The sequence below is a fragment of the Streptomyces sp. CA-142005 genome (assembly GCF_050942335.1).
Classification (GTDB): Bacteria; Actinomycetota; Actinomycetes; order Streptomycetales; family Streptomycetaceae; genus Streptomyces.
The window spans coordinates 5,496,748-5,518,890 of the sequence record NZ_CP192078.1 but is presented as its reverse complement, the minus strand read 5'-3'; the positions used below and the strand labels follow the sequence as shown (position 1 = coordinate 5,518,890).

Annotated in this window: 20 protein-coding genes and 1 tRNA gene; 14 read left to right on the top strand and 7 right to left on the bottom strand. The window is 69.2% G+C overall.

Annotated elements, in window-relative coordinates:
- Positions 1-41: 41 nt before the first annotated feature.
- Positions 42-716, top strand: a complete 675-nt coding sequence (locus ACQPXS_RS25845; protein WP_351618669.1) for a Crp/Fnr family transcriptional regulator — start codon at positions 42-44, stop codon at positions 714-716.
- Positions 717-866: 150 nt separating this feature from the next.
- Positions 867-1,688: a nucleotidyltransferase gene (locus ACQPXS_RS25840; RefSeq protein ID WP_433451649.1), complete on the top strand. Its 822-nt coding sequence runs from the start codon at positions 867-869 to the stop codon at positions 1,686-1,688.
- A 4-nt stretch (positions 1,689-1,692) separates the two neighbouring features.
- Here the strand turns inward: ACQPXS_RS25840 and ACQPXS_RS25835 are convergent, their stop codons facing one another.
- From ACQPXS_RS25835 to ACQPXS_RS25820, 4 genes are all read right to left on the bottom strand, one after another.
- Positions 1,693-2,523, bottom strand: coding sequence for an MBL fold metallo-hydrolase (locus ACQPXS_RS25835; RefSeq protein WP_433451648.1), 831 nt, complete (start codon positions 2,521-2,523; stop codon positions 1,693-1,695).
- Entirely contained in the window at positions 2,520-3,404 is an 885-nt protein-coding gene (locus ACQPXS_RS25830) for an NUDIX hydrolase (protein WP_433451647.1), read from the bottom strand. Before ACQPXS_RS25830 ends, ACQPXS_RS25835 begins: the two co-directional genes overlap by 4 nt.
- A gap of 77 nt (positions 3,405-3,481) precedes the next feature.
- Positions 3,482-3,946 carry a RidA family protein gene (locus ACQPXS_RS25825; RefSeq protein WP_228624160.1) on the bottom strand — a complete coding sequence of 155 codons (465 nt, stop codon included), beginning with the start codon at positions 3,944-3,946 and terminating at the stop codon, positions 3,482-3,484.
- Positions 3,943-4,107, bottom strand: a complete 165-nt coding sequence (locus tag ACQPXS_RS25820; RefSeq protein ID WP_136744038.1) for a DUF4177 domain-containing protein — start codon at positions 4,105-4,107, stop codon at positions 3,943-3,945. Before ACQPXS_RS25820 ends, ACQPXS_RS25825 begins: the two co-directional genes overlap by 4 nt.
- Before the next feature lie 161 nt (positions 4,108-4,268).
- Here ACQPXS_RS25820 and ACQPXS_RS25815 point away from each other — a divergent pair, with 161 nt between their 5' ends.
- The gene (locus ACQPXS_RS25815) at positions 4,269-5,246 is read left to right on the top strand and encodes an ArsA family ATPase (protein ID WP_433451645.1); all 978 of its coding nucleotides are present in this window, start codon (positions 4,269-4,271) and stop codon (positions 5,244-5,246) included.
- Positions 5,243-6,646 carry an ArsA family ATPase gene (locus ACQPXS_RS25810; RefSeq protein ID WP_433451644.1) on the top strand — a complete coding sequence of 468 codons (1,404 nt, stop codon included), beginning with the start codon at positions 5,243-5,245 and terminating at the stop codon, positions 6,644-6,646. Before ACQPXS_RS25815 ends, ACQPXS_RS25810 begins: the two co-directional genes overlap by 4 nt.
- Before the next feature lie 496 nt (positions 6,647-7,142).
- Here the strand turns inward: ACQPXS_RS25810 and wblA are convergent, their stop codons facing one another.
- Positions 7,143-7,481: a transcriptional regulator WblA gene (gene wblA, locus ACQPXS_RS25805; RefSeq protein WP_018547931.1), complete on the bottom strand. Its 339-nt coding sequence runs from the start codon at positions 7,479-7,481 to the stop codon at positions 7,143-7,145.
- A gap of 493 nt (positions 7,482-7,974) precedes the next feature.
- On the opposite strand from wblA, the gene ACQPXS_RS25800 reads away from it, so the two are divergent.
- Positions 7,975-10,305: a transglycosylase domain-containing protein gene (locus ACQPXS_RS25800; protein WP_433451642.1), complete on the top strand. Its 2,331-nt coding sequence runs from the start codon at positions 7,975-7,977 to the stop codon at positions 10,303-10,305.
- 139 nt (positions 10,306-10,444) lie between these two features.
- On the opposite strand, the gene ACQPXS_RS25795 is transcribed toward ACQPXS_RS25800, so the two are convergent.
- Positions 10,445-10,912, bottom strand: a complete 468-nt coding sequence (locus ACQPXS_RS25795; protein WP_433451640.1) for a GatB/YqeY domain-containing protein — start codon at positions 10,910-10,912, stop codon at positions 10,445-10,447.
- A 133-nt stretch (positions 10,913-11,045) separates the two neighbouring features.
- Here ACQPXS_RS25795 and ACQPXS_RS25790 point away from each other — a divergent pair, with 133 nt between their 5' ends.
- The 8 genes from ACQPXS_RS25790 to ACQPXS_RS25755 all read left to right on the top strand — a co-directional run bounded on the left by ACQPXS_RS25790 (position 11,046) and on the right by ACQPXS_RS25755 (position 20,648).
- Positions 11,046-11,972: a metallophosphoesterase gene (locus ACQPXS_RS25790; RefSeq protein ID WP_433451639.1), complete on the top strand. Its 927-nt coding sequence runs from the start codon at positions 11,046-11,048 to the stop codon at positions 11,970-11,972.
- 182 nt (positions 11,973-12,154) lie between these two features.
- The gene (locus ACQPXS_RS25785; protein ID WP_433451638.1) at positions 12,155-12,931 is read left to right on the top strand and encodes a Pr6Pr family membrane protein; all 777 of its coding nucleotides are present in this window, start codon (positions 12,155-12,157) and stop codon (positions 12,929-12,931) included.
- Positions 12,932-12,996: 65 nt separating this feature from the next.
- Positions 12,997-13,070, top strand: a tRNA-Pro gene (locus tag ACQPXS_RS25780).
- Positions 13,071-13,686: 616 nt separating this feature from the next.
- Positions 13,687-14,157 (top strand): hypothetical protein, encoded by a 471-nt coding sequence (locus ACQPXS_RS25775; RefSeq protein ID WP_433451637.1) that lies wholly within the window; start codon positions 13,687-13,689, stop codon positions 14,155-14,157.
- 1,714 nt (positions 14,158-15,871) lie between these two features.
- Positions 15,872-17,236: a type VII secretion-associated serine protease mycosin gene (gene mycP, locus ACQPXS_RS25770; RefSeq protein ID WP_433451636.1), complete on the top strand. Its 1,365-nt coding sequence runs from the start codon at positions 15,872-15,874 to the stop codon at positions 17,234-17,236.
- A 146-nt stretch (positions 17,237-17,382) separates the two neighbouring features.
- Positions 17,383-17,835, top strand: a complete 453-nt coding sequence (locus ACQPXS_RS25765; protein WP_433451634.1) for a hypothetical protein — start codon at positions 17,383-17,385, stop codon at positions 17,833-17,835.
- A 9-nt stretch (positions 17,836-17,844) separates the two neighbouring features.
- Positions 17,845-19,695 (top strand): alpha/beta hydrolase, encoded by a 1,851-nt coding sequence (locus ACQPXS_RS25760; RefSeq protein ID WP_433451633.1) that lies wholly within the window; start codon positions 17,845-17,847, stop codon positions 19,693-19,695.
- A 116-nt stretch (positions 19,696-19,811) separates the two neighbouring features.
- Entirely contained in the window at positions 19,812-20,648 is an 837-nt protein-coding gene (locus ACQPXS_RS25755) for a hypothetical protein (RefSeq protein WP_433451632.1), read from the top strand.
- Between the two features lie 148 nt (positions 20,649-20,796).
- Here ACQPXS_RS25755 and folE read toward each other — a convergent pair whose 3' ends face one another.
- Positions 20,797-21,453 carry a GTP cyclohydrolase I FolE gene (gene folE, locus ACQPXS_RS25750; protein ID WP_433451631.1) on the bottom strand — a complete coding sequence of 219 codons (657 nt, stop codon included), beginning with the start codon at positions 21,451-21,453 and terminating at the stop codon, positions 20,797-20,799.
- Between folE and ACQPXS_RS25745 the strand changes: the two genes are divergently transcribed.
- A complete protein-coding gene (locus ACQPXS_RS25745; protein ID WP_433451629.1) occupies positions 21,452-21,853 on the top strand; it encodes a hypothetical protein in 402 nt (133 codons plus the stop codon). The genes folE and ACQPXS_RS25745 overlap by 2 nt on opposite strands.
- Positions 21,854-22,143: the final 290 nt, after the last annotated feature.

Sequence of the window (22,143 nt, the reverse complement as noted above, 5' to 3'; positions counted from 1 at the left end):
GGAGCAAGATCCCCTGAGCAGGTCGACAAGGAGAGAACTCAGTGGACGACGTTCTGCGGCGCAACCCGCTCTTCGCGGCTCTCGACGACGAGCAGGCCGCGGAGCTTCGCGCCTCCATGAGTGAGGTGACCCTCGCACGCGGCGACTCCCTGTTCCACGAGGGCGACCCCGGGGACCGGCTGTACGTCGTCATCGAGGGCAAGGTCAAGCTGCACCGCACCTCGCCCGACGGCCGCGAGAACATGCTCGCCGTCGTCGGCCCCGGCGAGCTGATCGGCGAGCTGGCGCTCTTCGACCCGGGCCCCCGTACGGCGACCGCGACCGCGCTGACCGAGGTCAAGCTGCTCGGTCTCGGTCACGGCGACCTCCAGCCCTGGCTGAACGCGCGCCCCGAGGTGGCCGGCGCCCTGCTGCGCGCCGTCGCCCGCCGTCTGCGCAAGACCAACGACGCCATGTCCGACCTGGTCTTCTCCGACGTCCCCGGCCGCGTGGCGCGCGCCCTGCTGGACCTGTCGCGCCGCTTCGGCGTGCAGTCCGAGGAGGGCATCCACGTCGTCCACGACCTCACGCAGGAAGAGCTGGCCCAGCTGGTCGGCGCCTCGCGCGAGACCGTGAACAAGGCACTGGCGGACTTCGCCCAGCGCGGGTGGCTCCGCCTGGAGGCACGGGCCGTGATCCTGCTGGACGTGGAGAGGCTGGCCAAGCGGTCCCGCTGACGCCGGTCTTGGCCGTACGACCTCGGGGTCCGCTCCTCGCGAGCCGGGCCCCGCTGTCGTTGCCGCCCGGGGACCGCCGCACGGGCCGCCGATGCCGGCCGCGCCGAAAATGTGCCGCGCCGCCGCCACGGATGGCGGCACAGTTGCCCCATGGCTGAAACGATCCGTCGGCCCGGGCTCGACGGCCAGGGCTTCATCGCACGCGAAGGCTCCCTCGCGCGCGTGCCCGGCGTTTTCCGTTCCGCCGTGGCCGCAGCGCGCGACGGGCTGCTGGAGGTCTTCGGGGCCCGGTTGCACAGCGCCTACCTCTACGGATCGATCCCGCGCGGCACCGCGCGCGTGGGCCGCAGCGACCTGGACCTGTTGGTCGCGCTCGGGGACGAGCCGGCCGACACCGACCGGGACGCCGTACGGGCACTCAGTGAGGCGGTCGACAAGGAGTTCCCGCAGATCGACGGCGTCGGCACGCTGCTGTACGGCAGGGACCGGCTGCTGAGCGACCTGGAGCGGTACGACCTGGGCTGGTTCGTCGCCTGTCTGTGCACCCCGCTGCTCGGCGAGGACCTCGCCGAGTACCTGCCGCGCTATCGCCCCGACTCCCTGCTCGCCCGCGAGACCAACGGCGACCTGGCGCTGTGGCTGCCCCGCTGGCGCAAGCGGATCGCGGACGCCGAGGACACCGAGGAGGCCCGGCGGCCGCTGGTGCGCTTCATGTCCCGGCACCTCGTCCGCACCGGCTTCACGCTGGTCATGCCCCGCTGGAACGGCTGGACCAGCGATCTGGGGGAGATGGCCGAGGTGTTCGGCGCGTACTACCCGGAACGAGGCGCACAGCTGCGTACGGCGGCGCTCCACGGCCACGAGCCCGTCGGCGATCCGGAGGTGCTGCGGTCGTATGTGGACGACCTCGGGCCCTGGCTCGCCGACGAGTACGCGGGCGTGCACGGCGTCAAGGCGCCCAGACCGGACTAGCGGCTCAGATCAGCCCGTGCTCGCTCAGGTAGTCCAGCTGGGCCCGCACCGACAGTTCCGCCGCCGGCCACAGGGAGCGGTCCACGTCGGCGTACACGTGGGCGACGACCTGGGCCGGGGTGCGGTAGCCGTCCTCGACCGCCGTCTCCACCTGGGCGAGCCGGTGGGCGCGGTGGGCGAGGTAGAACTCGACGGCGCCCTGGGCGTCCTCCAGCACCGGCCCGTGGCCCGGCAGGACGGTGTGCACGCCGTCGTCGACGGTGAGGGAGCGCAGCCGGCGCAGGGAGTCCAGATAGTCCCCCAGGCGGCCGTCGGGGTGCGCCACGACCGTCGTCCCGCGCCCGAGGATGGTGTCGCCGGTCAGCACCGCCCGGTCGGCCGGGAGGTGGAAGCAGAGCGAGTCCGCGGTGTGGCCGGGGGTGGGGACGACCCTCAGCTCCAGGCCCCCGACGGTGATCACGTCGCCGGCGGCCAGTCCCTCCTCGCCCAGGCGCAGCGCCGGATCGAGGGCACGCACGCGTGTGCCGGTCAGTTCCGCGAAACGGGCGGCGCCTTCGGCGTGGTCGGGGTGGCCGTGGGTGAGCAGGGTCAGGGCGACGCGCTTGCCGGCGTTCTCGGCGGTGTCGACGACGTTCTGCAGATGGCCCTCGTCCAGCGGGCCCGGGTCGATCACCACGGCGAGATCGGAGTCGGGCTCGGCGACGATCCAGGTGTTGGTGCCGTCCAGGGTCATCGCGGAGGCGTTGGGAGCGAGGACGTTGACGGCCCGTTCGGTGGCCGGGCCGGAGAGCACCTGGCCGCGGGGCTGGCCCGGCAGGGTGGCTGCGTCGGTCATGCGGGGCCTCCACCGGGGGTCGTCGGAGCCGTCGGAATGTGCTTCGTGAACTCCTCGTGCCCCGGCCAGGACAGGACAATCTCGCCGTCCTGGAGGCGGGCGCGGGCGAGCACCGGCGTCATGTCGCGCCCGGGGGCCGCCGCGAGGGTCTCGGCGGCGGTGGTGTACGGCGTCAGCTGGCGCAGGGTGGCGATGGTGGGCGGCATCATCAGCAGCTCGCCCTTGTCGTAGCGGGCGGCGGCCTCGGCGGGGCGGATCCACACCGTGCGGTCGGCCTCCGTGGAGGCGTTCCGGGTGCGCTGGCCCTCGGGCAGGGCGGCCACGAAGAACCAGGTGTCGTAGCGGCGGGCCTCGAACTCCGGGGTGATCCAGCGGGTCCAGGCGCCCAGCAGGTCCGAGCGCAGCACCAGCCCGCGCCGGTCCAGGAACTCGGCGAAGGACAGCTCGCGCGCGACCAGCGCGGCCCGGTCCGCCTCCCAGTCCTCCCCGGTGGTGTCGCCGACGACCGACTCCGCGTCGGGCCCGGCGAGCAGGACGCCGGCCTCCTCGTACGTCTCCCGCACGGCCGCGCAGACGATGGCCTGGGCGCCCGACTCGTCGACGCCGAGCCGGTCCGCCCACCACGCGCGCGTGGGGCCCGCCCAGCGCACCAGACGGTCGTCGTCGCGGGGGTCGACACCGCCTCCGGGATACGCGTACGCGCCTCCAGCGAAGGCCATGGAGGCGCGTCTGCGCAGCATGTGGACCGCGGGGCCGTCCGGTGTGTCCTTCAGGAGCAGGACCGTGGCCGCGCGCCTGGGAGACACCGGGGTGAGGGTGCCGTCCGCGAGCGCGCGGATGCGGTCCGGCCACTCCGGGGGGTACCACTGACCGTTCGCCATGGGCGGAGGCTATCCCGTGTAGGGCGAATGTTCGAGAGGTGTCCGAGGTCAGAGGCGTTCCGGTGGGTTCCGGTGGGCTACTGGGCGAGCTCCACCTGGATCTCGACCTCCACCGGCGCGTCCAGCGGCAGCACCGCGACGCCGACCGCGCTGCGGGCGTGCACACCCTTGTCGCCGAGGACCTCGCCGAGCAGTTCGCTGGCGCCATTGACGACACCGGGCTGCCCCGTGAAGTCGGAGGCGGAGGCGACGAAGCCGACGACCTTCACCACGCGCGCGATGCGGTCCAGATCGCCGACCACGGACTTCACGGCGGCCAGCGCGTTCAGCGCGCAGGTGCGGGCCAGGTCCTTGGCCTCCTCCGCGGTGACCTCGGCGCCGACCTTGCCGGTGACCGGCAGCTTGCCCTCGACCATCGGCAGCTGGCCGGCGGTGTAGACGTACACACCGGACTGCACGGCCGGCTGGTACGCGGCCAGCGGCGGTACGACCTCCGGCAGGGTCAGGCCCAGTTCGGCCAGCTTGGCCTCGACCGCGCTCATGCCTGCTTCTCCCGCTTCAGGTAGGCCACGAGCTGCTCGGGGTTGTTGGGCCCGGGCACGACCTGGACGAGCTCCCAGCCGTCCTCGCCCCAGGTGTCCAGGATCTGCTTCGTGGCATGGACGAGCAGCGGCACGGTGGCGTATTCCCACTTCTTGGTCATGGGGCCGACTGTAGCCGCTGTGGTCTCGGGTACGGCCACCCGCGGCCCCCGGGTCAGCGACCTGTGACGCCGGGGACCGTGACCTGTGACCTCGGGACTGTGACCTGCGTTATCCACAGCCTCGCGCGTGAGTGTCGAGCGGACTGGTTAGGCTCGAAGACGTGAGCAGGCTCCAGGTCGTCAGCGGCAAGGGCGGGACCGGAAAGACGACGGTCGCCGCCGCACTGGCGCTGGCCCTCGCGACCGAGGGGAAGCGGACGCTTCTCGTGGAGGTCGAGGGCCGGCAGGGCATCGCCCAGCTCTTCGAGACGGAGGCGTTGCCGTACGAGGAGCGGAAGATCGCGGTCGCCCCCGGCGGCGGGGAGGTGTACGCCCTCGCCATAGACGCCGAACTGGCCCTTCTGGACTACCTCCAGATGTTCTACAAACTCGGCGGCGCGGGCCGGGCGCTCAAGAAGCTCGGCGCGATCGACTTCGCCACCACCATCGCACCGGGCATCCGGGACGTCCTGCTCACCGGCAAGGCGTGCGAGGCCGTGCGCCGCAAGGACCGCTCCGGGCGGTTCGTGTACGACTACGTCGTCATGGACGCCCCGCCGACCGGCCGCATCACCCGCTTCCTGAACGTGAACGACGAGGTGGCGGGCCTGGCGAAGATCGGCCCGATACACAATCAGGCGCAGGCGGTGATGCGGGTGCTGAAGTCGCCGGAGACCGCCGTGCACCTGGTGACGCTGCTGGAGGAGATGCCGGTCCAGGAGACCGCCGACGGCATCGCCGAACTCCGCGCGGCACGGCTGCCGGTGGGCCGGGTCATCGTGAACATGGTCCGGCCGGAGGTGTTGGACGCGGCCGACCTGGAACTCGTAGGCACCGTGGAGCGTTCCTCCGTCGCACAGGCGCTCTCGGCCGCGGGGCTGGGCGGGGCCCGGCGCGGCGGCAACGCGGAGAAGCTGGTGGACCCGCTGCTGCGGCAGGCCGCGGAGTACGCCGAGCGCTACGCGCTGGAGCAGGAGCAGCGCGCGGTTCTCGGTGAGCTGGGTGTGCCGCTCGGCGAACTGCCGCTGCTCGCCGAGGGCATGGACCTGGCGGGCCTGTACGAACTCGCCACCGAGCTGCGGAAGCAGGGGTTGACATGAGTCCGGACCCGGCCGAGGCACCCGAGGCACTCGAAACAGCACAGACGGCCGCCGGGGCGGAGAAGACCGCGGGGCGGAGGAAGGCCGACGGGCTGGAGAAGGCCCACGGTCTCTCCCCTGCGCGCGTGCTGGACATCGATCCGCTGCTGGACGACCCGAAGACCCGGATCGTGGTGTGCTGCGGCTCGGGCGGGGTCGGCAAGACGACGACCGCGGCGGCCCTCGGGCTCAGGGCGGCCGAGCGGGGCCGCAAGGTGGTCGTGCTGACCATCGACCCGGCCCGGCGGCTGGCCCAGTCGATGGGCATCGACTCCCTCGACAACGTCCCGCGCCGGGTGAAGGGCACCGAGGGCGAGGGCGAACTGCACGCCATGATGCTCGACATGAAGCGCACCTTCGACGAGGTCGTGGAGGCGCACGCGGACCCCGAGCGGGCGGCCACGATCCTGGCGAACCCCTTCTACCAGTCGCTCTCGGCGGGCTTCGCGGGCACGCAGGAGTACATGGCGATGGAGAAGCTGGGCCAGCTGCGGGCGAAGGACGAGTGGGACCTGATCGTCGTCGACACCCCGCCGTCCCGCTCGGCACTGGACTTCCTGGACGCGCCGAAGCGGCTCGGCTCCTTCCTCGACGGCCGCCTCATCCGTCTGCTGACCGCCCCCGCCAAGCTCGGCGGACGCGCGGGCATGGCCTTCCTCAACGTCGGCATGTCGATGATGACCGGCACGCTCGGCAAGCTGCTGGGCGGTCAGCTGCTGAAGGACGTCCAGACGTTCGTGGCGGCGATGGACACCACGTTCGGCGGGTTCCGTACGCGCGCGGACGCCACGTACAAGCTGCTCCAGGCGCCCGGTACGGCCTTTCTGGTGGTCGCGGCCCCGGAGCGGGACGCGTTGCGCGAGGCGGCGTACTTCGTGGAGCGACTGGCCGCGGAGAAGATGCCGCTGGTGGGCCTGGTGCTGAACCGGGTCCATGGCAGCGGTGCCGGCCGGCTGTCGGCCGAGCGGGCGCTCGCCGCCGCCGAAAATCTTGAGGACTCCCGCATTGTGGATCAGGGGGGCGGGAAAGCTGGACTTCGTAACTCTCCCGACACATACGGCAGTTCGCGATCTCCCGCATCCGAGGCCGCAACCGACGCCCCGGCTTCCGAGGAAGGCTCCCCCGCCGACAAGGAGCACTCCGTCGACCGGCTCACCGCGGGACTGCTGCGACTGCACGCCGATCGCATGCAGCTGCTCTCGCGCGAGCAGCGCACGCGTGACCGTTTCACCGCCCGCCACCCCGAGGTGGCGGTCGTCGAAGTACCCGCGCTGCCCGGCGATGTCCACGATCTCACCGGCCTGCGCGACATCGGCACCCTGCTGGCAGCGGGCGCGACAGGGCAGACGGTGCTGCCGTAGCGCGCCCAGGGGCCGACGGCCGCGGGCTGCCGACTGCGGGGCTGTGGCCTGCGCGGCTCCGCGCGCGGCGAGCGGCCGTACGGGCACAGGCGACCGTCGTGCGCGCGTGGGTGGCACACGCGCGGCCGACCTGAACAAGGCATGCGCGGACAGCGTGCGTCACAGATGCGGACGGGGTGGGTGACACACGCGCATATGAACGGCGTCGGCTGCGCGTACGGACGGACGGCGACGGCGGCTCACGCGTGGACGCGAGGCCGATCACCGTCTCCGCAGGCAGGGCCGCAAGGCCGATCGTGGCTTCCCCAGGCGTAGGCCCGACCGGCGCTTCCCCACCTCACCGCTTCGCGCGCCCCGGCATGCCCGCTCGCACTCGGCGCCCCAGGGCCTGTGTCGACCCTGCTTCCCGTGGCGCACGCCTGACGTTGCCCTCGGCGTGTGCCGGGCCGGAGCCTTGTGCCGGGTGGATGTGCCGGAGGAAACGCCCTCCGCTCCCTCAGCTCACGGCCGCGTAGTTCTCGTACACCTCGTCGTTGTCGAGGGGCACGATGCCCGCCCCGCGCTCGTACTCCGAGCGGGCGGTCTCCAGCAGTCTGCGCCAGGAGGTCACGGTGGGCCGGCGGCGCAGCAGCGCGCGACGCTCCCGCTCCGTCATGCCTCCCCACACGCCGAACTCCACGCGGTTGTCCAGCGCGTCTGCCAGGCATTCCGTGCGTACCGGGCATCCGGTGCACACCGCCTTGGCTCTGTTCTGCGCTGCTCCCTGCACGAACAGTTCATCCGGATCGGTAGTGCGGCAGGCAGCCTGCGCACTCCAGTCGGTAACCCAGCCCATACCGGCGCCGTCCTCTCCCGAATCGAGGCTCCCCCACGGCGGCAGCGGCATATTCACCGCCGCCAGTTGAGGACGTTACGGAAGGTGGACACAGCGCAACACCCCCTTCGGGCCCAATCTTGAATGGCCCGAACGGACTATGGGTTAACGGCAGATCACCCGCGGGAGTGAGCTGGCGACATATGCGACCATCCCGGCAAACCGGGACAGCTGTGATACGTCACAACGGACGCCGAGTGACACACGAGGCGGATTCGGACACGTCCTCCTCAGGAACCGGTCCCGCCTCCGCGTGAAGAAACGCGGTACGCCCGGAACGATTCGGGGTCGCCGGACGTATTGATACGTGACCGCACTGCTGTGACAGTTGAGAGCAGCTTAGGCCAAGGCCTGCGCGCGTGTCCGGCGAATGGGAACGTCGGCGTCCCCCTTTGCCGTGCCGTGATGCGGTCACTCTTTCGGAACGCTCATCAGTACGGATTAGGCTGCCCCCATGCCAAAGAAGCGCTCGGGTGGTGGTCTGTCGCCAACGCAGCAGGCCGCCAAGTTCCTCGGTGTCAGTGTGCTCGCCGGAGCCGTGATGGCGGGCATCGCGCTGCCCGCGGCCGGCGCGCTGGGCCTCGCGGCCAAGGGCTCGGTCCAGAGCTTCGACGAGATCCCGGCCAACCTCAAGAGTCCCCAGCTCAGTCAGCGCACGACCATCCTGGACAGCCAGGGCCAGCAGATCGCGAGCGTCTACTCCCGCGACCGCACGGTGGTGGACCTCAAGGACATCTCGCCGTACATGCAGAAGGCGATCGTCGCGATCGAGGACGCGCGCTTCTACGAGCACGGCGCGATCGACCTCAAGGGCGTCCTGCGCGCCCTGAACAAGAACGCGCAGGAAGGCGGCGTTGCCCAGGGTGCCTCCACGCTCACCCAGCAGCTGGTGAAGAACTACTTCATCGAGGAGGCCGGCGACGACCCGACCAAGGTCGCCCAGGCCACCCAGCAGACCCTCGGTCGCAAGATCAAGGAGCTGAAGTACGCGATCCAGATCGAGGAGAAGCTCGGCAAGAAGAAGATCCTCGAGAACTACCTGAACATCACCTTCTTCGGCGAGCAGGCCTACGGCGTCGAGGCCGCCTCCCAGCGCTACTTCTCCAAGCACGCCAAGGACCTGAGCCTCCCGGAAGCGGCGCTGCTGGCCGGCATCGTGCAGTCCCCGAGCCGCTACGACCCGGTCAATGACGAGGCGGAGGCCACCAAGCGGCGCAACACCGTGCTCCAGCGGATGGCGGAGGTCGGCGACATCTCCCAGAAGGAGGCCGACCAGGCCAAGGAGAAGCCGCTCGGACTGCACCCGAGCCAGCCCAGGAACGGCTGCATCACCGCGGTCAAGGGCGCCGGCTTCTTCTGCGACTACGTCCGCGACGTCGTCCTGAACGACCCGGTCTTCGGCAAGACCAAGGAGTCCCGGGCCAAGCTGTGGAACCAGGGCGGCCTGACGATCCGTACGACGCTCGACCCGCAGGCGCAGGACTCGGTGCAGGCGTCCATAAAGAACCACGTCTACCAGTCCGACGCGGTGGCGACGGCCGCGACCATCGTCGAGCCGGGCACCGGCAAGATCCTCGCCATGGGCCAGTCCCGTCCGTACGGCTTCGGCAAGAACGAGACGCAGATCAACCTCTCGGTCAACTCCGACATGGGCGGCGGCGCCGGCTACCAGCCCGGTTCGACGTTCAAGCCGATCGTCGCGGCGGCCGCGATCGAGGGCGGCAAGTCCCCGACGCAGCACTACTCGTCGCCGTACGAGATGACGTACCCGAGCCCGGTGCAGGCGTGCGACGGCAAGGTCTGGCGCAACGACCCGAACGACCCGGCCAAGCTGACGAACGAGAACGAGTCGGAGCACGGCCCGTACGGCATGAAGGAGGCGACCGCCAAGTCGGTCAACACCTACTACGTGCAGCTGATCAGCGACATCGGCATCTGCCCCGTCACCGAGATGGCGAAGAAGATGGGCGTGCAGCGCGCGGACGGCCGGGCGATCGACCAGGCCCCCTCGATCGCGCTCGGCACCCAGGAGATGTCGCCGCTGACGATGGCGAACGCGTACGCCACCTTCGCCTCGCGCGGTATGTACTGCACCCCGGTCGCCATAGAGTCGATCACCCGGAAGATCGGCAGCGAGAAGAAGTCCCTCCAGGTGCCGAAGTCGACCTGCTCGCGGGCGATGTCGGAGAAGACCGCCGACACCATCAGCACGATCCTCAAGGGCGTGGTCGAGGACGGTACGGGCCAGCAGGCCGGCCTCGGCGACCGCCCGAGCGCGGGCAAGACGGGTACGACGGACGAGCGCTACGCGGCCTGGTTCGTCGGCTACACCCCGAACATGGCGGGCGCGGTCTGGGTCGGCGACCCGGCCCACAAGCGCCATATGAAGAACATCACCATCGGCGGCGTCTACAACGACAAGGTCTACGGCGGCCAGGTTCCCGGCCCGATCTGGCGCGACATGATGACCGGCGCGCTCAGCGGCAAACCCGTGGAGGACTTCAACCTGATCGACATCCCCGACGACAAGAAGGGGGATGGTCAGGGAAAAGGACAAGGGGGGACCGACGGGGGGACGAACGGGGACACGGGCGGGATCGGCGGACTGATCGGCGGACTGACGGACGGCGGAACGGTTGACGGCGGAACGGTCAACGGCGGCACCACGGGTGACGCGACCGGCGGCGCCTTCCCGACACCGTCCTTCTCCCTCCCGGGCAACTTCGTCCAGGGGCAGACGAACAGCGGAGGCAACGGGAACGGAAACGGGGGCTGGCGGGGGTGACCCCCTGACGTGAGTACGGCGGCGGGGCCGCACCGCTCGGTTCGACCGAGGGTGCGGCCCCGCCGCCGTACATATCCGCCTGTGGTGCCAGAGGTGCCAGAGGTACACGTGGTGCTCTTACTGCCCGTAGTGCCCGGGGTCAGCCCTGGAGCAGCTTCTTCACCGCGGCGGCCACCCGGCCACCCTCGGCCTGACCGGCCACCTTCGGGTTCACGATCTTCATGACGGCGCCCATGGCCCGCGGCCCCTCGGCGCCGGCCGCCTTCGCCTCTTCCACGGCCTGGGCGACGATCGCGTTCAGCTCGTCGTCGGACAGCTGCTTGGGCAGGTACTCGGCGAGCACCTCGCCCTCCGCCTTCTCCCGCTCGGCCGACTCGGGACGACCGCCCTGCGCGAAGGCATCGGCCGCCTCCCGGCGCTTCTTCGCCTCGCGGGTGATCACATTGAGGACCTCGTCGTCGGAGAGCTCCCGCTTCTCCTTGCCCGCGACCTCCTCCTTGGTGATCGCGGCGAGCGTCAGCCGGAGCGTCGAGGAGCGCAGCTCGTCGCGCTCCTTGATCGCGGCGTTGAGGTCGTCGTGCAGCTTCGACTTGAGCGTGGTGGTCATGGGGTCGATTGTCGCAGGTGTGCTGCCGTGAACGCCCGTTGATTTAAGGGGAACGCCCGTTGAGTCAAGGCGAACGCCCGTCGATCGACAGACGCCCCGTCTCGTCGGTGTCCCCGTCTGACACGATGGACGCATGCGCGCGCGATACGGAGTACCCCTGGGAATCATGGCGGCCGGCGCCGCCGGTCTGGCGTACGCGGCGGGCTTCGAGGCCCGCTCCTTCCGCCTCCGACGGGTGACGGTCCCGGTCCTCCCGCCGGGCATACGTCCGCTGCGCGTGCTCCAGGTCTCCGACATCCACATGGTGAGCGGCCAGCGCAAGAAGCAGCGGTGGCTGCAGTCGCTGGCGGGCCTGCGCCCGGACTTCGTGATCAACACGGGCGACAACCTGTCGGACCCCGAGGGCGTCCCCGAGGTCCTGGACGCCCTGGGCCCGCTGATGGAGTTCCCGGGCGCGTACGTCTTCGGCTCCAACGACTACTACGGCCCCAGACTCCGCAACCCCGCCCGCTACTTGCTGGAGAAGACGAGCGGCAGGCACGGCCTGAACGGCAACCCGCCGGCCGTCGGCGTCATCCACAACCCGTGGGAGGACCTGCGCGACGGATTCGACGAGGCCGGGTGGCTGAACCTGACGAACACCCGCGGTGTCCTGAAGGTCGAGGGCGCCTCGATCGAGCTGACGGGCCTCGACGACCCCCACATCAAGCGCGACCGCTACGCCCGGGTGGCCGGCGGCCCCACACAGACGTACGACTTCTCGATGGGCGTGGTGCACGCGCCGTACCTGCGGGTGCTGGACGCGTACGCGGCGGACGGCTACCCCCTGATCCTGGCCGGCCACACGCACGGCGGCCAGCTGTGCATCCCCTTCTACGGCGCGCTGGTCACCAACTGCGACCTGGACACGGACCGGGTGAAGGGCCTGTCCACCCACACGGCGGACGGCCACACCTCCTACCTCCACGTCTCGGCGGGCTGCGGCACGAACCGCTACACACCGGTGCGGTTCGCGTGTCCGCCGGAGGCGACGTTGCTGACGTTGGTGGGGCGGGAGTAGGGGGTTCTGGGGGGACCGGGGTTGGCTGGGGAGGGCCGGCCGGGACGCACAGTGTGGCGCTGGGGCGGGGGCCGGAACTGGGACTGGGGCCAGGGCCGGGAACTGGGGCCGGGGACCGGTGCCGTAACCCACCCGGACTAGGTCGAATAGCCGCTCTCCTCCCCCGCTCCTAGCGTGAGGCCATGACCGCCTCGATCCCCCCGATACCCCCGATACCCAGGGACATTCCGGACCTGCCCGCGGTCCCGGGCCCGCCCATCCTGCTGCCGTCCCCCGTCCCCGCCACGGCCGTGGTGGCGCCGGTCCGCCGCCCCATGGCCGCGCTGTTCCGCCTCCTGACCGCCCTGGCGGCGGCGGGCGGCGTGGCCCTGGAGATCCTGCTGGGCACCCCGGACCGCGTCCTGAGCTACTTCGGCATCCAGGCGGGCATCCTGCTGAGCATCACCATGCTCATGTCGGCATCGAGGGCCTGGCGCGCCCGCCGCCCCCTCCCCTCCGCCGTGACAGGCGCCACACTGCTCTACATCCTGATCTCGGCGCTCGCCTACCACCTGCTGCTGGCCCACACGACGCCCCCGTTCTCCATGACCGGCGCGACGACGGTTCCGGAGCGCTGGCACGGCTCGTGGGCGACGCTCCAGATCCTGCACACGCTGACGCCGGCGGCGGCCGTGCTGGACTGGCTGCTGCTGACACCCGCGGCCCGCCTGCACCTGCGCCAGGCGGCCGCCTGGCTCCTCTACCCTCTGGCCTACCTGGCCTTCTACTTGATCCGAGGGGCCTGCCTCACCCCCACGAACCCCGCCCGCTACCTCTATCCCTTCCTGGACGCGGCCACCCACGGCTACCGCAGCGCCCTGGCCAACGCTCTCCTCCTGGGCCTCGCCATGTACGCCCTGGCCGTCCTCCTCGTGGCCCTGGACCACACCCGCCCGACCCCGGTCCGCCGCCGCGTCTAAACCGGATTTCGTCTACAGCCACCAGTGGGCTAAAGTAAACGTCGTCGCCGCGAGAGCAGCGACATCGGGGTGTAGCGCAGCTTGGCAGCGCGCTTCGTTCGGGACGAAGAGGTCGTGGGTTCAAATCCCGCCACCCCGACAGCCGAAACACCAGGCGAGGCACCTACCAACATCGGGTAGGTGCCTCGCCTGTTTCTGTTTGCACGTCTATCTGGGTGACTACCGCTCGGCGGCGTATCCCCATCCCGCGGGGCCGACCTAGGCACCCTGCGTGTCGCGGTGCAGGAGTGAGTAGCGAGCTGGTCGGCACGGCACATAAAGGTGTACCCAGATCATGTACACACGCCGGATCGCGCTGATCTCGACGCTCCATCGCAGTTAGCGGACCAGCCGCGCTACGGACTCGGTCGAGGTCACCTCTGCGCCACCCACTGTCGGGTATCGGCCATTCAGAATGGCCGAACGCCCGCATCTGAGTACAAGCGCTCATGTGCTTCATCACGCCGGGGTGTTGGGTGGTGACGTGCCTGACGAGTCTCCGGCCTCCCGTCAGCGGGCGGAGCGGTCCTGCGTGGAGGGACTTTTCTCGGCCACTCCTCACTACGGTCCGACCATTGAGTGTCACTGACAGTAGCTAGAGTTGTTGGTGCGAGTTCGGGCGTCCGGTTGTTCTGACGATGCGGGGGAGCGTTTTGTTGCCGAGCGATAGCGGGTCGGCGTCAGGCACGTCGTCGTGGGTGTCCGGTCTGTTCGACGTGGCACGTGACGTCGTCGCCGATGTGACCACGGAACTTTCGTCCTTCACCACGTTCCAGACGCGCCTCGACGCCCTGATCCACGACCTGAAGGGTTCACAGGCAGGTCCGGACAAGATCGGGCATGAGCAACTCGTACGCCATCAGTTCGGGGGCGGGGCCGGTGCGTGGGCGGAGGCGGCCGGGCTCTTCAGGGCGTACGAGACGGTGATCAGCGAGCTGGAGACGCTGTCGAAGCTGCTGTCGGACTCCATGGAGGGCATGGGCATCGCGGTCATGGCCTCGCACAAGGGCTACCAGAACGTCGACCTGGACGTCCGCGACCGTATGGCGGCGATCAGCGCGGAGACGACGAAGTTCTTCGGCGGCAGTTACGACCCTGAGGGGCCGAGCGAGCACCACGACGGCCGGAACGGGACGCAAACGCGGCAGCCGGCGCCGACGGGTGGTGACGCGGGCGGCTCGATCTGATGGATCTGGGGGAGCGGACGGGGACGGGGGAGTCCTGATGCCTAGCAAGGGACCCGGCGGCGGTACATCCTTCGAGGACATGAGCCACGAGCAGATGCTGGAGTGGCTCGACCAGGCCGACGCCGGCACGGTGCAGGCCGCTGCGGACCGGCTCGCCGTGGCCGCCGATGAAATCCGCAAAATCGCCGAGGAACTCAAGGTCCGCCCGCAGTGGGTCGAATGGAAGGGCGAGGGCGCCCACGCGTTCCGCACCTGGTCTGCCGACATGGCCAACTCCACTCTGCGGCTTGGTGACTTCTGCGAAGGCGCTGGAAAGTGGCTGAGGGAGACTTCCGCGGCGATCAAGCAGGCGCAGGCATCCATTCCGCGTGATACCAAGGGCACCCAGGCGAATCTGGACGCTGCGAACGCGGCGCACAACGACCCGGACGCGACCGCGGTCAGCGCCAAGTCCAAGAGCGAGCTTGCTGCGCTGACGGCACACCAGGAGAAGGTCCGCCTGGAGGCGGCGGCGCAGATGCGGAAGCTGGGGCAGACCTACGCATGGTCGGCCACGCAGATGAACAGGCTGGAACGGCCGGAGTTTCCGCCGCCGCCGAAAGCGATCGTGCCGCCGTCAGGATCCCTCACCGTGGGCCGGGACAGCAGCGTCGTCGGCCCGGCGAGAAACGGCTTCGCTCATGTTCCCGCGGCGACTGGTCTGTCCTCGTATGCAGCCGACCAGGGACCGGCAACGCACTCGAACTCCGGCTCCGTATCGCGGTCGGCGACCTCGCACGATCACGCGAGCTTGTCGCAGCATCCTCGGCTGAGCGAGACCGAGCCACCTTTCCGGATGGGCATCGACTCCGTGGGCACGCTGCCCCATGCGTCGCACACGCCGGTGGTCCCGGCTAATGGTCTCCCTGACGTCGGTCGGGCCGACGCCCCGGCTCCAGCGCAGCCTGCGATCATTCCCCCTGCGTTCGGGAGCAGCAGCAGAAGATCTGCGGGTCCGGTGGGGCCGGTCAGGCCGGTACCCGGCTCGGTGACGCCGGGTAGAGACGTAACTGGTCCTCTGCAACGAGGAGGAACGCCATCCGGTCCGGCAAGGCCGGGGCGACGGGCGATTCCCGGACGGACGCCCCTGGCGCCAGGCGAGGAAGTCGTGACGCCGAATCCCGGACGAGTGCCGAGCGGCGACGGCAACGGCATTGTCGGGGGCCGGCCGACCGTGCTTCCTACGGCTCGGTCGACAGGGGCCGTCCCTCGGGGAACAGTGGTGGGTACGGAGGGCCCGACTGCGGCTGCCCGCGGCCCAGTGGGTTGTCCTACGACAGGCAGCGGTGGCCCTGCGCCCCAGCCAGTTGGTCGCGCGGCCGGGATCCCTGGTGGTCGCACCGCGTCTCCCAACAGAGGAGTCGTCGGTGGCACCACGCAGTACTCGTCTCGCACGGGTCGCCCGCCAGCCGTGGGAAACGCCAATGGCTCCCTGAACTCGGGAGTTCCTGTGCGAAGGGGCATCACTGGTGGTGCGCCCACCTCCAAGCGGTCAGGCAACAGCAGCGCCAGTGCGACGTCGCGCGAGACGTCTTCAGCACCTTCTGACCGACTGCCCAGCCCCGCGGCCACCCCTGGCGGCCGCCAGGCAAAGGAGCAGCGGAATCGGGCGGACGACCGCCGTTCCGCTCGTCCGCCCGCCGAATGATCGTCCGCGAACAGCGAAGGAAAGCCCATGCTCTTCCAGAGGACCCGACTGGGGCGCTGCAAGGCCGCAGCATCAGCCGTACTGGGCCTCCTCCTAGTAGGCGCTGCGGGCCAGCCGGCACATGCCGAAGGGATGCGCGCGCACCAGTGGTTCCTCGACGCCATGAAGGCGGAGGACATGTGGCGCACGAGCACCGGCAAAGGCATCACGGTTGCCGTGATCGACACCGGAGTGGACGCGGACAACGCTGACCTGAAGGGGCGCGTCCTGCGCGGGAAGGACTTCGCCGAAGGCCAGCCTGGAGACGAGCACACCGACTACGACGGTCACGGAACGGGCATGGCTGGTCTCATCGCCGGGACCGGGGCGGCTGACGGCGGAGACGGCACGTTCGGGCTCGCGCCGGGGGCCAAGATCCTTCCGGTACGTATGCCGAAATCCACAACAGCGGCCAACGAAGCAGCGTCCATCGAGCAGTTCAACCAGGTGCTCCCGAAGGCGATCCGCTCCGCCGCAGACGTGGGTGCACAGGTCATCAACATCTCGATGGCAGCCGAGGGGGGCTCGCCCGACGTAACCGCCGCGGTCAAGTACGCCTTGGGGAAAGGCACGTTGATCTTCGCGGGCGTCGGCAACAGCGGCGACAAGGGAAATCCGGTCGAGTACCCCGCAGCGACGCCCGGTGTCGTCGGCGTGGCCGCGGTGGGTAAGGACCTCCGGCGTACCTCATGGTCCCAGTACGGTCCTCAGGTGGACATGTCCGCTCCTGGCGATGACATGGTCGCCGCCTGCACCAGCACAACGGGTTTCTGCAAGACCGATGGCACCAGCGACGCCACTGCTGTCGCCTCCGCCAGCGCCGCCCTGATCTGGTCCAAACACCCTGACTGGACCAACAACCAGGTCCTCCGCGTCATGCTCAATACCATCGGCGCTCCCACGGACGGCGCCAAGCGCAACGACTCCATCGGCTACGGCATCGTCCGTCCACGAATCGCCCTCCAAAACCCCGGCGACCCGGGCCCCGCCAACGTGTATCCACTCCCGGACCTCAAGGATGTGGCATCGAAGCCCACGTCTCCGAAGGCGTCCCAGACCGCAAGCGCCGCCGCGCCGGCAAGGAACGACAACTCAGCTGTGGCATCCGCCTCATCCGATGCCGACACCCTCTGGATCGCGCTGGGCGTCGGAGCTGTCGTACTCCTCGGAGCCGCGATCACGGTTACCGCCCTCGCCCACAGGCGTCGGTCGACCACAGCACCGCTCCCTACGCCCCTCCCAGCACCCGGCCAATCGCACTACGCGGCCCCGGGGTCCACGCCCCCACCGTACGCACCCCCGGTTCCACCGAACAGCCTCCCCCCGTCCGATCGAGGACCGGGTGCCGTTTGAGTACGCGTACTCAGACAGGCTGGTGGCCGATGCGGATGGGGCACGACGTGCGGCGTCGCTACCGTGCTTCTCGACCACCACAGCGTTGCGATCGCGCGTTCACAGCATCTCGGTCACGTACGACGAGAAACGGGAAGGGGCCACGCATGGCGTGGGACGAGTGGGAGCAGCTCAAAGCCGACGCGGCAGAACGGAGCACCGGTCGGATGCAGATCGACCACTTGGCTGACCCCGTGGGTGGGGGAGGCGCCGTGCCCGGCAAACTCAGGTCCGACAAGGCCGCGTGGTCCAAGGCAGGTGCCGACGTCGGCGGCCTGCGGGACAACATCAGCAAGGCGCTGGCGAAACTGGAGGACGCTCAGAAGGGCCTCGGCAAGGACTCCGGGTGCCTGACCGCCGCTGCCCAGCGAGAGGTCCACACATCCTGGGAGCGTTACGTCGGGAACGTGAGCGGACGCTGCGAGAAGCTGTCCGGTCTGCTGGAGAAGGTGGGCGACGACCAACTCAGGACGGACGAAGCCATCAGCGCCGAGATCGCGAAGCTGAAGACGGAGTACAAGGACACGCCCGCGGTCGGCGGTCAGCCAAAGGGCCGGTGATCGGATCTCATGGACTACACGACGCTGAAGGCCCTGAAGCCGTCCGAGTACTCAGATGCGGCGAACGGGTTCCGTGCGGTGAGCGGCATGGCCAGCGCGGCCAAGGACCGCATCGACCTGCAGATCCTCGTTGCCATGAAGTCTGCCAACGAGGGGGAGGCCGCGACTGCGGCTGACGGCCAGTTACAGGAGTTGGCCAAGAACTTCCACTACACGCAGGTCGAATGCGGCGTGATCAGCACGGCGCTTGACGGATTCGCGTATGACATGGAGGCGGCCAAAAGGAAGTTGGACGCTGCGGTCGAGGACGCGCACGCCAAGAACTTCACCGTGAACTCCGACGGCTCGGTCACCTACCCTTCGGCCGGCGAGAAGACCGACGGCAGAATCCCGGAAGGCGGCACCATGACCGCCCTGATCGGGGACCCGGCCGCGGAGGCGATCGGCCGCCAAGCGGCCAGATTCAACCCCAACCCCAACGCCCGATACGCACAGGAGTACGCCGACCGCATCGCCGACGCGCTCAAGGAAGCCACGGCGGCCGACGAGAAGTGGGCGCCGAAGCTGCGGGCGCTGAAGGCCGACGACGACCTGACCGTCTCCGACCGGGACTGGGTCGACGTCAAGAAGGACACCGCAGGCGTTCTCCAGGGAGCCGAGGACTACCTGCATTCGATCAAGGAACCGCCCAAGCACGGCACTCCCGAGCAAAACGCGCAGTGGTGGGAGCACCTTACCGACGAGCAGCGCGCCGACTACGTGGCCGTCCACCCTGACTCGATCGGGTGGATGGACGGCCTTCCCGCCGCCGTGCGTGATGAGGCGAACCGAACCGTGCTTGCCGAGACCCGAGGCACCGCACAGGTCGAACTGGACGCCTGGATGGCCAAGGAACCCGCCCGCTTTCAGACCATTCACCAACTCAACCCCAACACGGGTGAGGAGGTGGATGTCCAAGTCAGGACCCCTGAAAGCGAAGCCGCATGGCAGAAATGGGAAGCGGAGCGCAAGGAATTGCAGGGTCGGATCGACGGCATGGACGCGATCCAGAAACGCTATGAAAACTTCACCGGGGACGAGGGGACTCGACCTTACCTACTAGGATTCGACAACAAGAATATCGGGCATGCGGTTGTATCCATTGGAAATCCGGACACCGCCGATAATGTGGTGACGTATGTGCCGGGAACCACGTCGAAGCTGAGTGGTGTCGATGGTCTCATTTCGAGGACCGAAGCACTCCAGGGTAAAGCGGCACGAATGGACTTTGCACATTCGACCGCATCGATCCTTTGGCTCGGCTACGACGCCCCGCAGAGTCTCGCACCTGATGCGACTTACAAGACGAGTTGGGCCGACAACGCCCGCGAGCCGCTGAGCAACTTTCTGACTGGTCTCGAAACAGCCCACCACGGAGGCCACGCGAATTCGACCCTCCTGGGCCACAGTTACGGCTCCCTCGTGGCCGGCGAGACCATGCGCGACCACCCGGACCTGCCGGTGGACAACGCGATCCTGGTCGGAAGCCCGGGCACCGGAGTCAATCATGCCAAGGACCTGAACATTCCCGCAGATCACGTCTGGGCGGCAACCGCTCAGAACGACCTGGTGAATATGGCCCCGCCGCAGGCCGGAGTGTTGGCCCCCCTGAATCCGAACGCATACAGGCGCCTCTTCGACGACCACTCAGCCATGTATGGGACCGATCCGACATCGGACGAATTTGGTGGGCATACCTTCAAAGTTGGCAACGGACATCTACCGGGCTGGCATTTGGAAGGCATGCCCGCTCACTCCCAATACTGGGAGGGCGATTCCCTGGACAATATGGCGGAGATCGTAACCGGAGGAACCCCGTGAAGCTGCGAAACCTGATGTCGATCGGGACACTGCTGACCGCACTGATTGCTGTTACGGCGTGCGGGGCACACGGGGGTGGGAAAGGAGACGGCGCCACAACGCCGAAGCATGTCGCGATGAACGAGCAGCAGGCAACCAAGCGCGCAGAGGAAATCATTCACCAGGCGGTGGACGGTATGTCACCGAAACCGAAACTCGAGCGTATCGGCCCCGCGCCCGTGGGGGCCTGTATTGCCAGGGACGACGGCGGTCCTGATGACCGGTTGCAGGTCAGTATCGCGTACAAGCTGACTGGGGTGCCGGGCAGCAAAGCCAAGACGCTGGTGCGGCAGGCCAGGGACGCCTGGGTGAAACTGGGCTACAAGTTCCAGTCGTCGGATGCGGACTGGTCCAAACCGTTCCCCCACGTGAACATGCGCACCGAACCCGATGACTTCTGGATGGACGCCATCACCGGCGTGGTGAACCGAACCACAGGCGAAGGGCTCGCCTCCATCGGTGTGACCTCACCGTGCTTCTCGCGCAATGCCAGTGATCAGTCCACGGCCGACTCCACAGCCTTCCAGCGCACGCAGGTCGACGAACACGCCGAGCATCTGGCTCTCGCCCACTCCAGCCGGATCTACGACGCACTCCACGTACGACACGCCCCAGGCCAGGGGGGAGACGGAATCAGCGCCTACCAGGACGCCGAGGGCGCCTATGTCCACCATGCCTGGTCGACGCAGCCGCTCTCGGAGGAGGAGACGGCTCAAGCGATGGCACGCGGGCGGACCTACTTCGAGAGTGCGGGCTGGACCGTGCGTCAAGTCCTGGCAGAAGCCGGCGTTCCCGCACTCATCGCACGTAACGTCGAGGACGAGAGCGTGGCCCAGGTCGCCCCGTCGACCACTGGCGCATTGCGCGTCGCGGTGACGACGCCGGTCGCACCCGGGCGGTCCGCCAGGATCTGAATCACCAACGGTGAGAGGCGGCTTTCGGAACGAGCGCACACGCACGGAGTGCTTCGACCGGGCCGAGTGTCACGCCGAGTTCGGAGGAGGATCTTCTGCCGTCGCCCTCCCGCCGGCCCGCGCCTCGGGCGGCTCCCGGCCACGTCGGTCATGAGGTCGCTCCGGTCAGGCCGAGGAACTCGCTGCGGGTTCGGGCGTCGGAGCGCAGCAGGCCGAGCAGGGTGGAGGTCATGGTGCTGGAGCCGGTGGCCTGGACGCCGCGCAGGGTCATGCAGGCGTGTTCGGCCTCGATGACCACGCCGACGCCCTTGGGTTCCAGGTGTGTCTGCAGCCAGTCGGCGACCTGTTTGGTCAGGCGTTCCTGGACCTGGGGGCGGCAGGCGAAGTGTTCGACGACGCGGGCCAGCTTGGACAGGCCCAGGATGCGGGCGCCGGGCAGGTAGCCGACGTGGGCGGTGCCGACGATCGGCAGCAGGTGGTGCTCACAGACGGTCCGGACCGGTATGCGGCGGGCCAGGACGAGTTCGTCGTAGCCCTCGTCGTTGGGGAAGGTGGTGAGGTCGAAGGGGCGCGGACTGAACAGTTCGGCGTACGCGCGGGCCATCCGGCCCGGTGTGCCGCGCAGGCTCTCGGAGGCGGTGGAGATGCTGAGGGCGTTGAGGAACTGGCCGGCCGCGGCCTCGGCGGCGGCCAGGTCGATGCCTTCGGATTCGTGGACGACCCGCAGGGCGGGCCGTACGGGTGCCGTTTCTTCCTCGGCGCGCGGGTCTGTGCGGGCCGTGCTGCGGTGGGGGCGCTCGGTCATGTCAGCTGCCCCCGACACCCAGGGCGGAGAGCAGGACCAGGACGAGGGTGACCGCGGCCGGCGGCTGGGCGAGGCCGCGCGGGAGGAGACCCGCCCGGGCCGCCTGGGCCCCGAGCGCGGGCTGACCGCCTGCGAGCGGCTGCTGGACCGGTACGGCTACGAACCCGTCCGGGACACCCCCACCCAACTCCGGCTGCGCAACTGCCCCTTCCACCCGCTGGCCGCGAAGGCCCCCGACCTGGTGTGCCGGATGAACCACGCCTTCCTCGCCGGCTACCTGGGCGGTCTCAAGGTCAACGGGCTCCAGGCCGTCCTCGCTCCCGTGCCGGGGGAATGCTGCGTGCGGCTGACTCCGAGCGGCGACGACGATCCGGGTGACCAGGCGGCTCAGGACCGCTGATGGCGCACCGGCCGCCTGCCCCGTCGGCTCCGGTGCGGCGGGCCGGCCCGCGGCGGTAACGGAGACGCGGGCCGCTGCGCTGCACGTAATGAGCGCGTGCTGCCGCTCGCGAGAGGCGAGAGGGCGAACGAGGCGGTTTTTAACAATCGTTACGTTTGTTGGGCTGTAAAGTCGCTGTAAACCTCTGGGGTTGAGGCACGGCGCGGAGGTACGGTTCCGGCGCTCGGCAGTAGGAGATCAAGTGCGGCCGTAGGGGCGGCTGCCACTTACGCCGAAGAAGCCGGAGACAG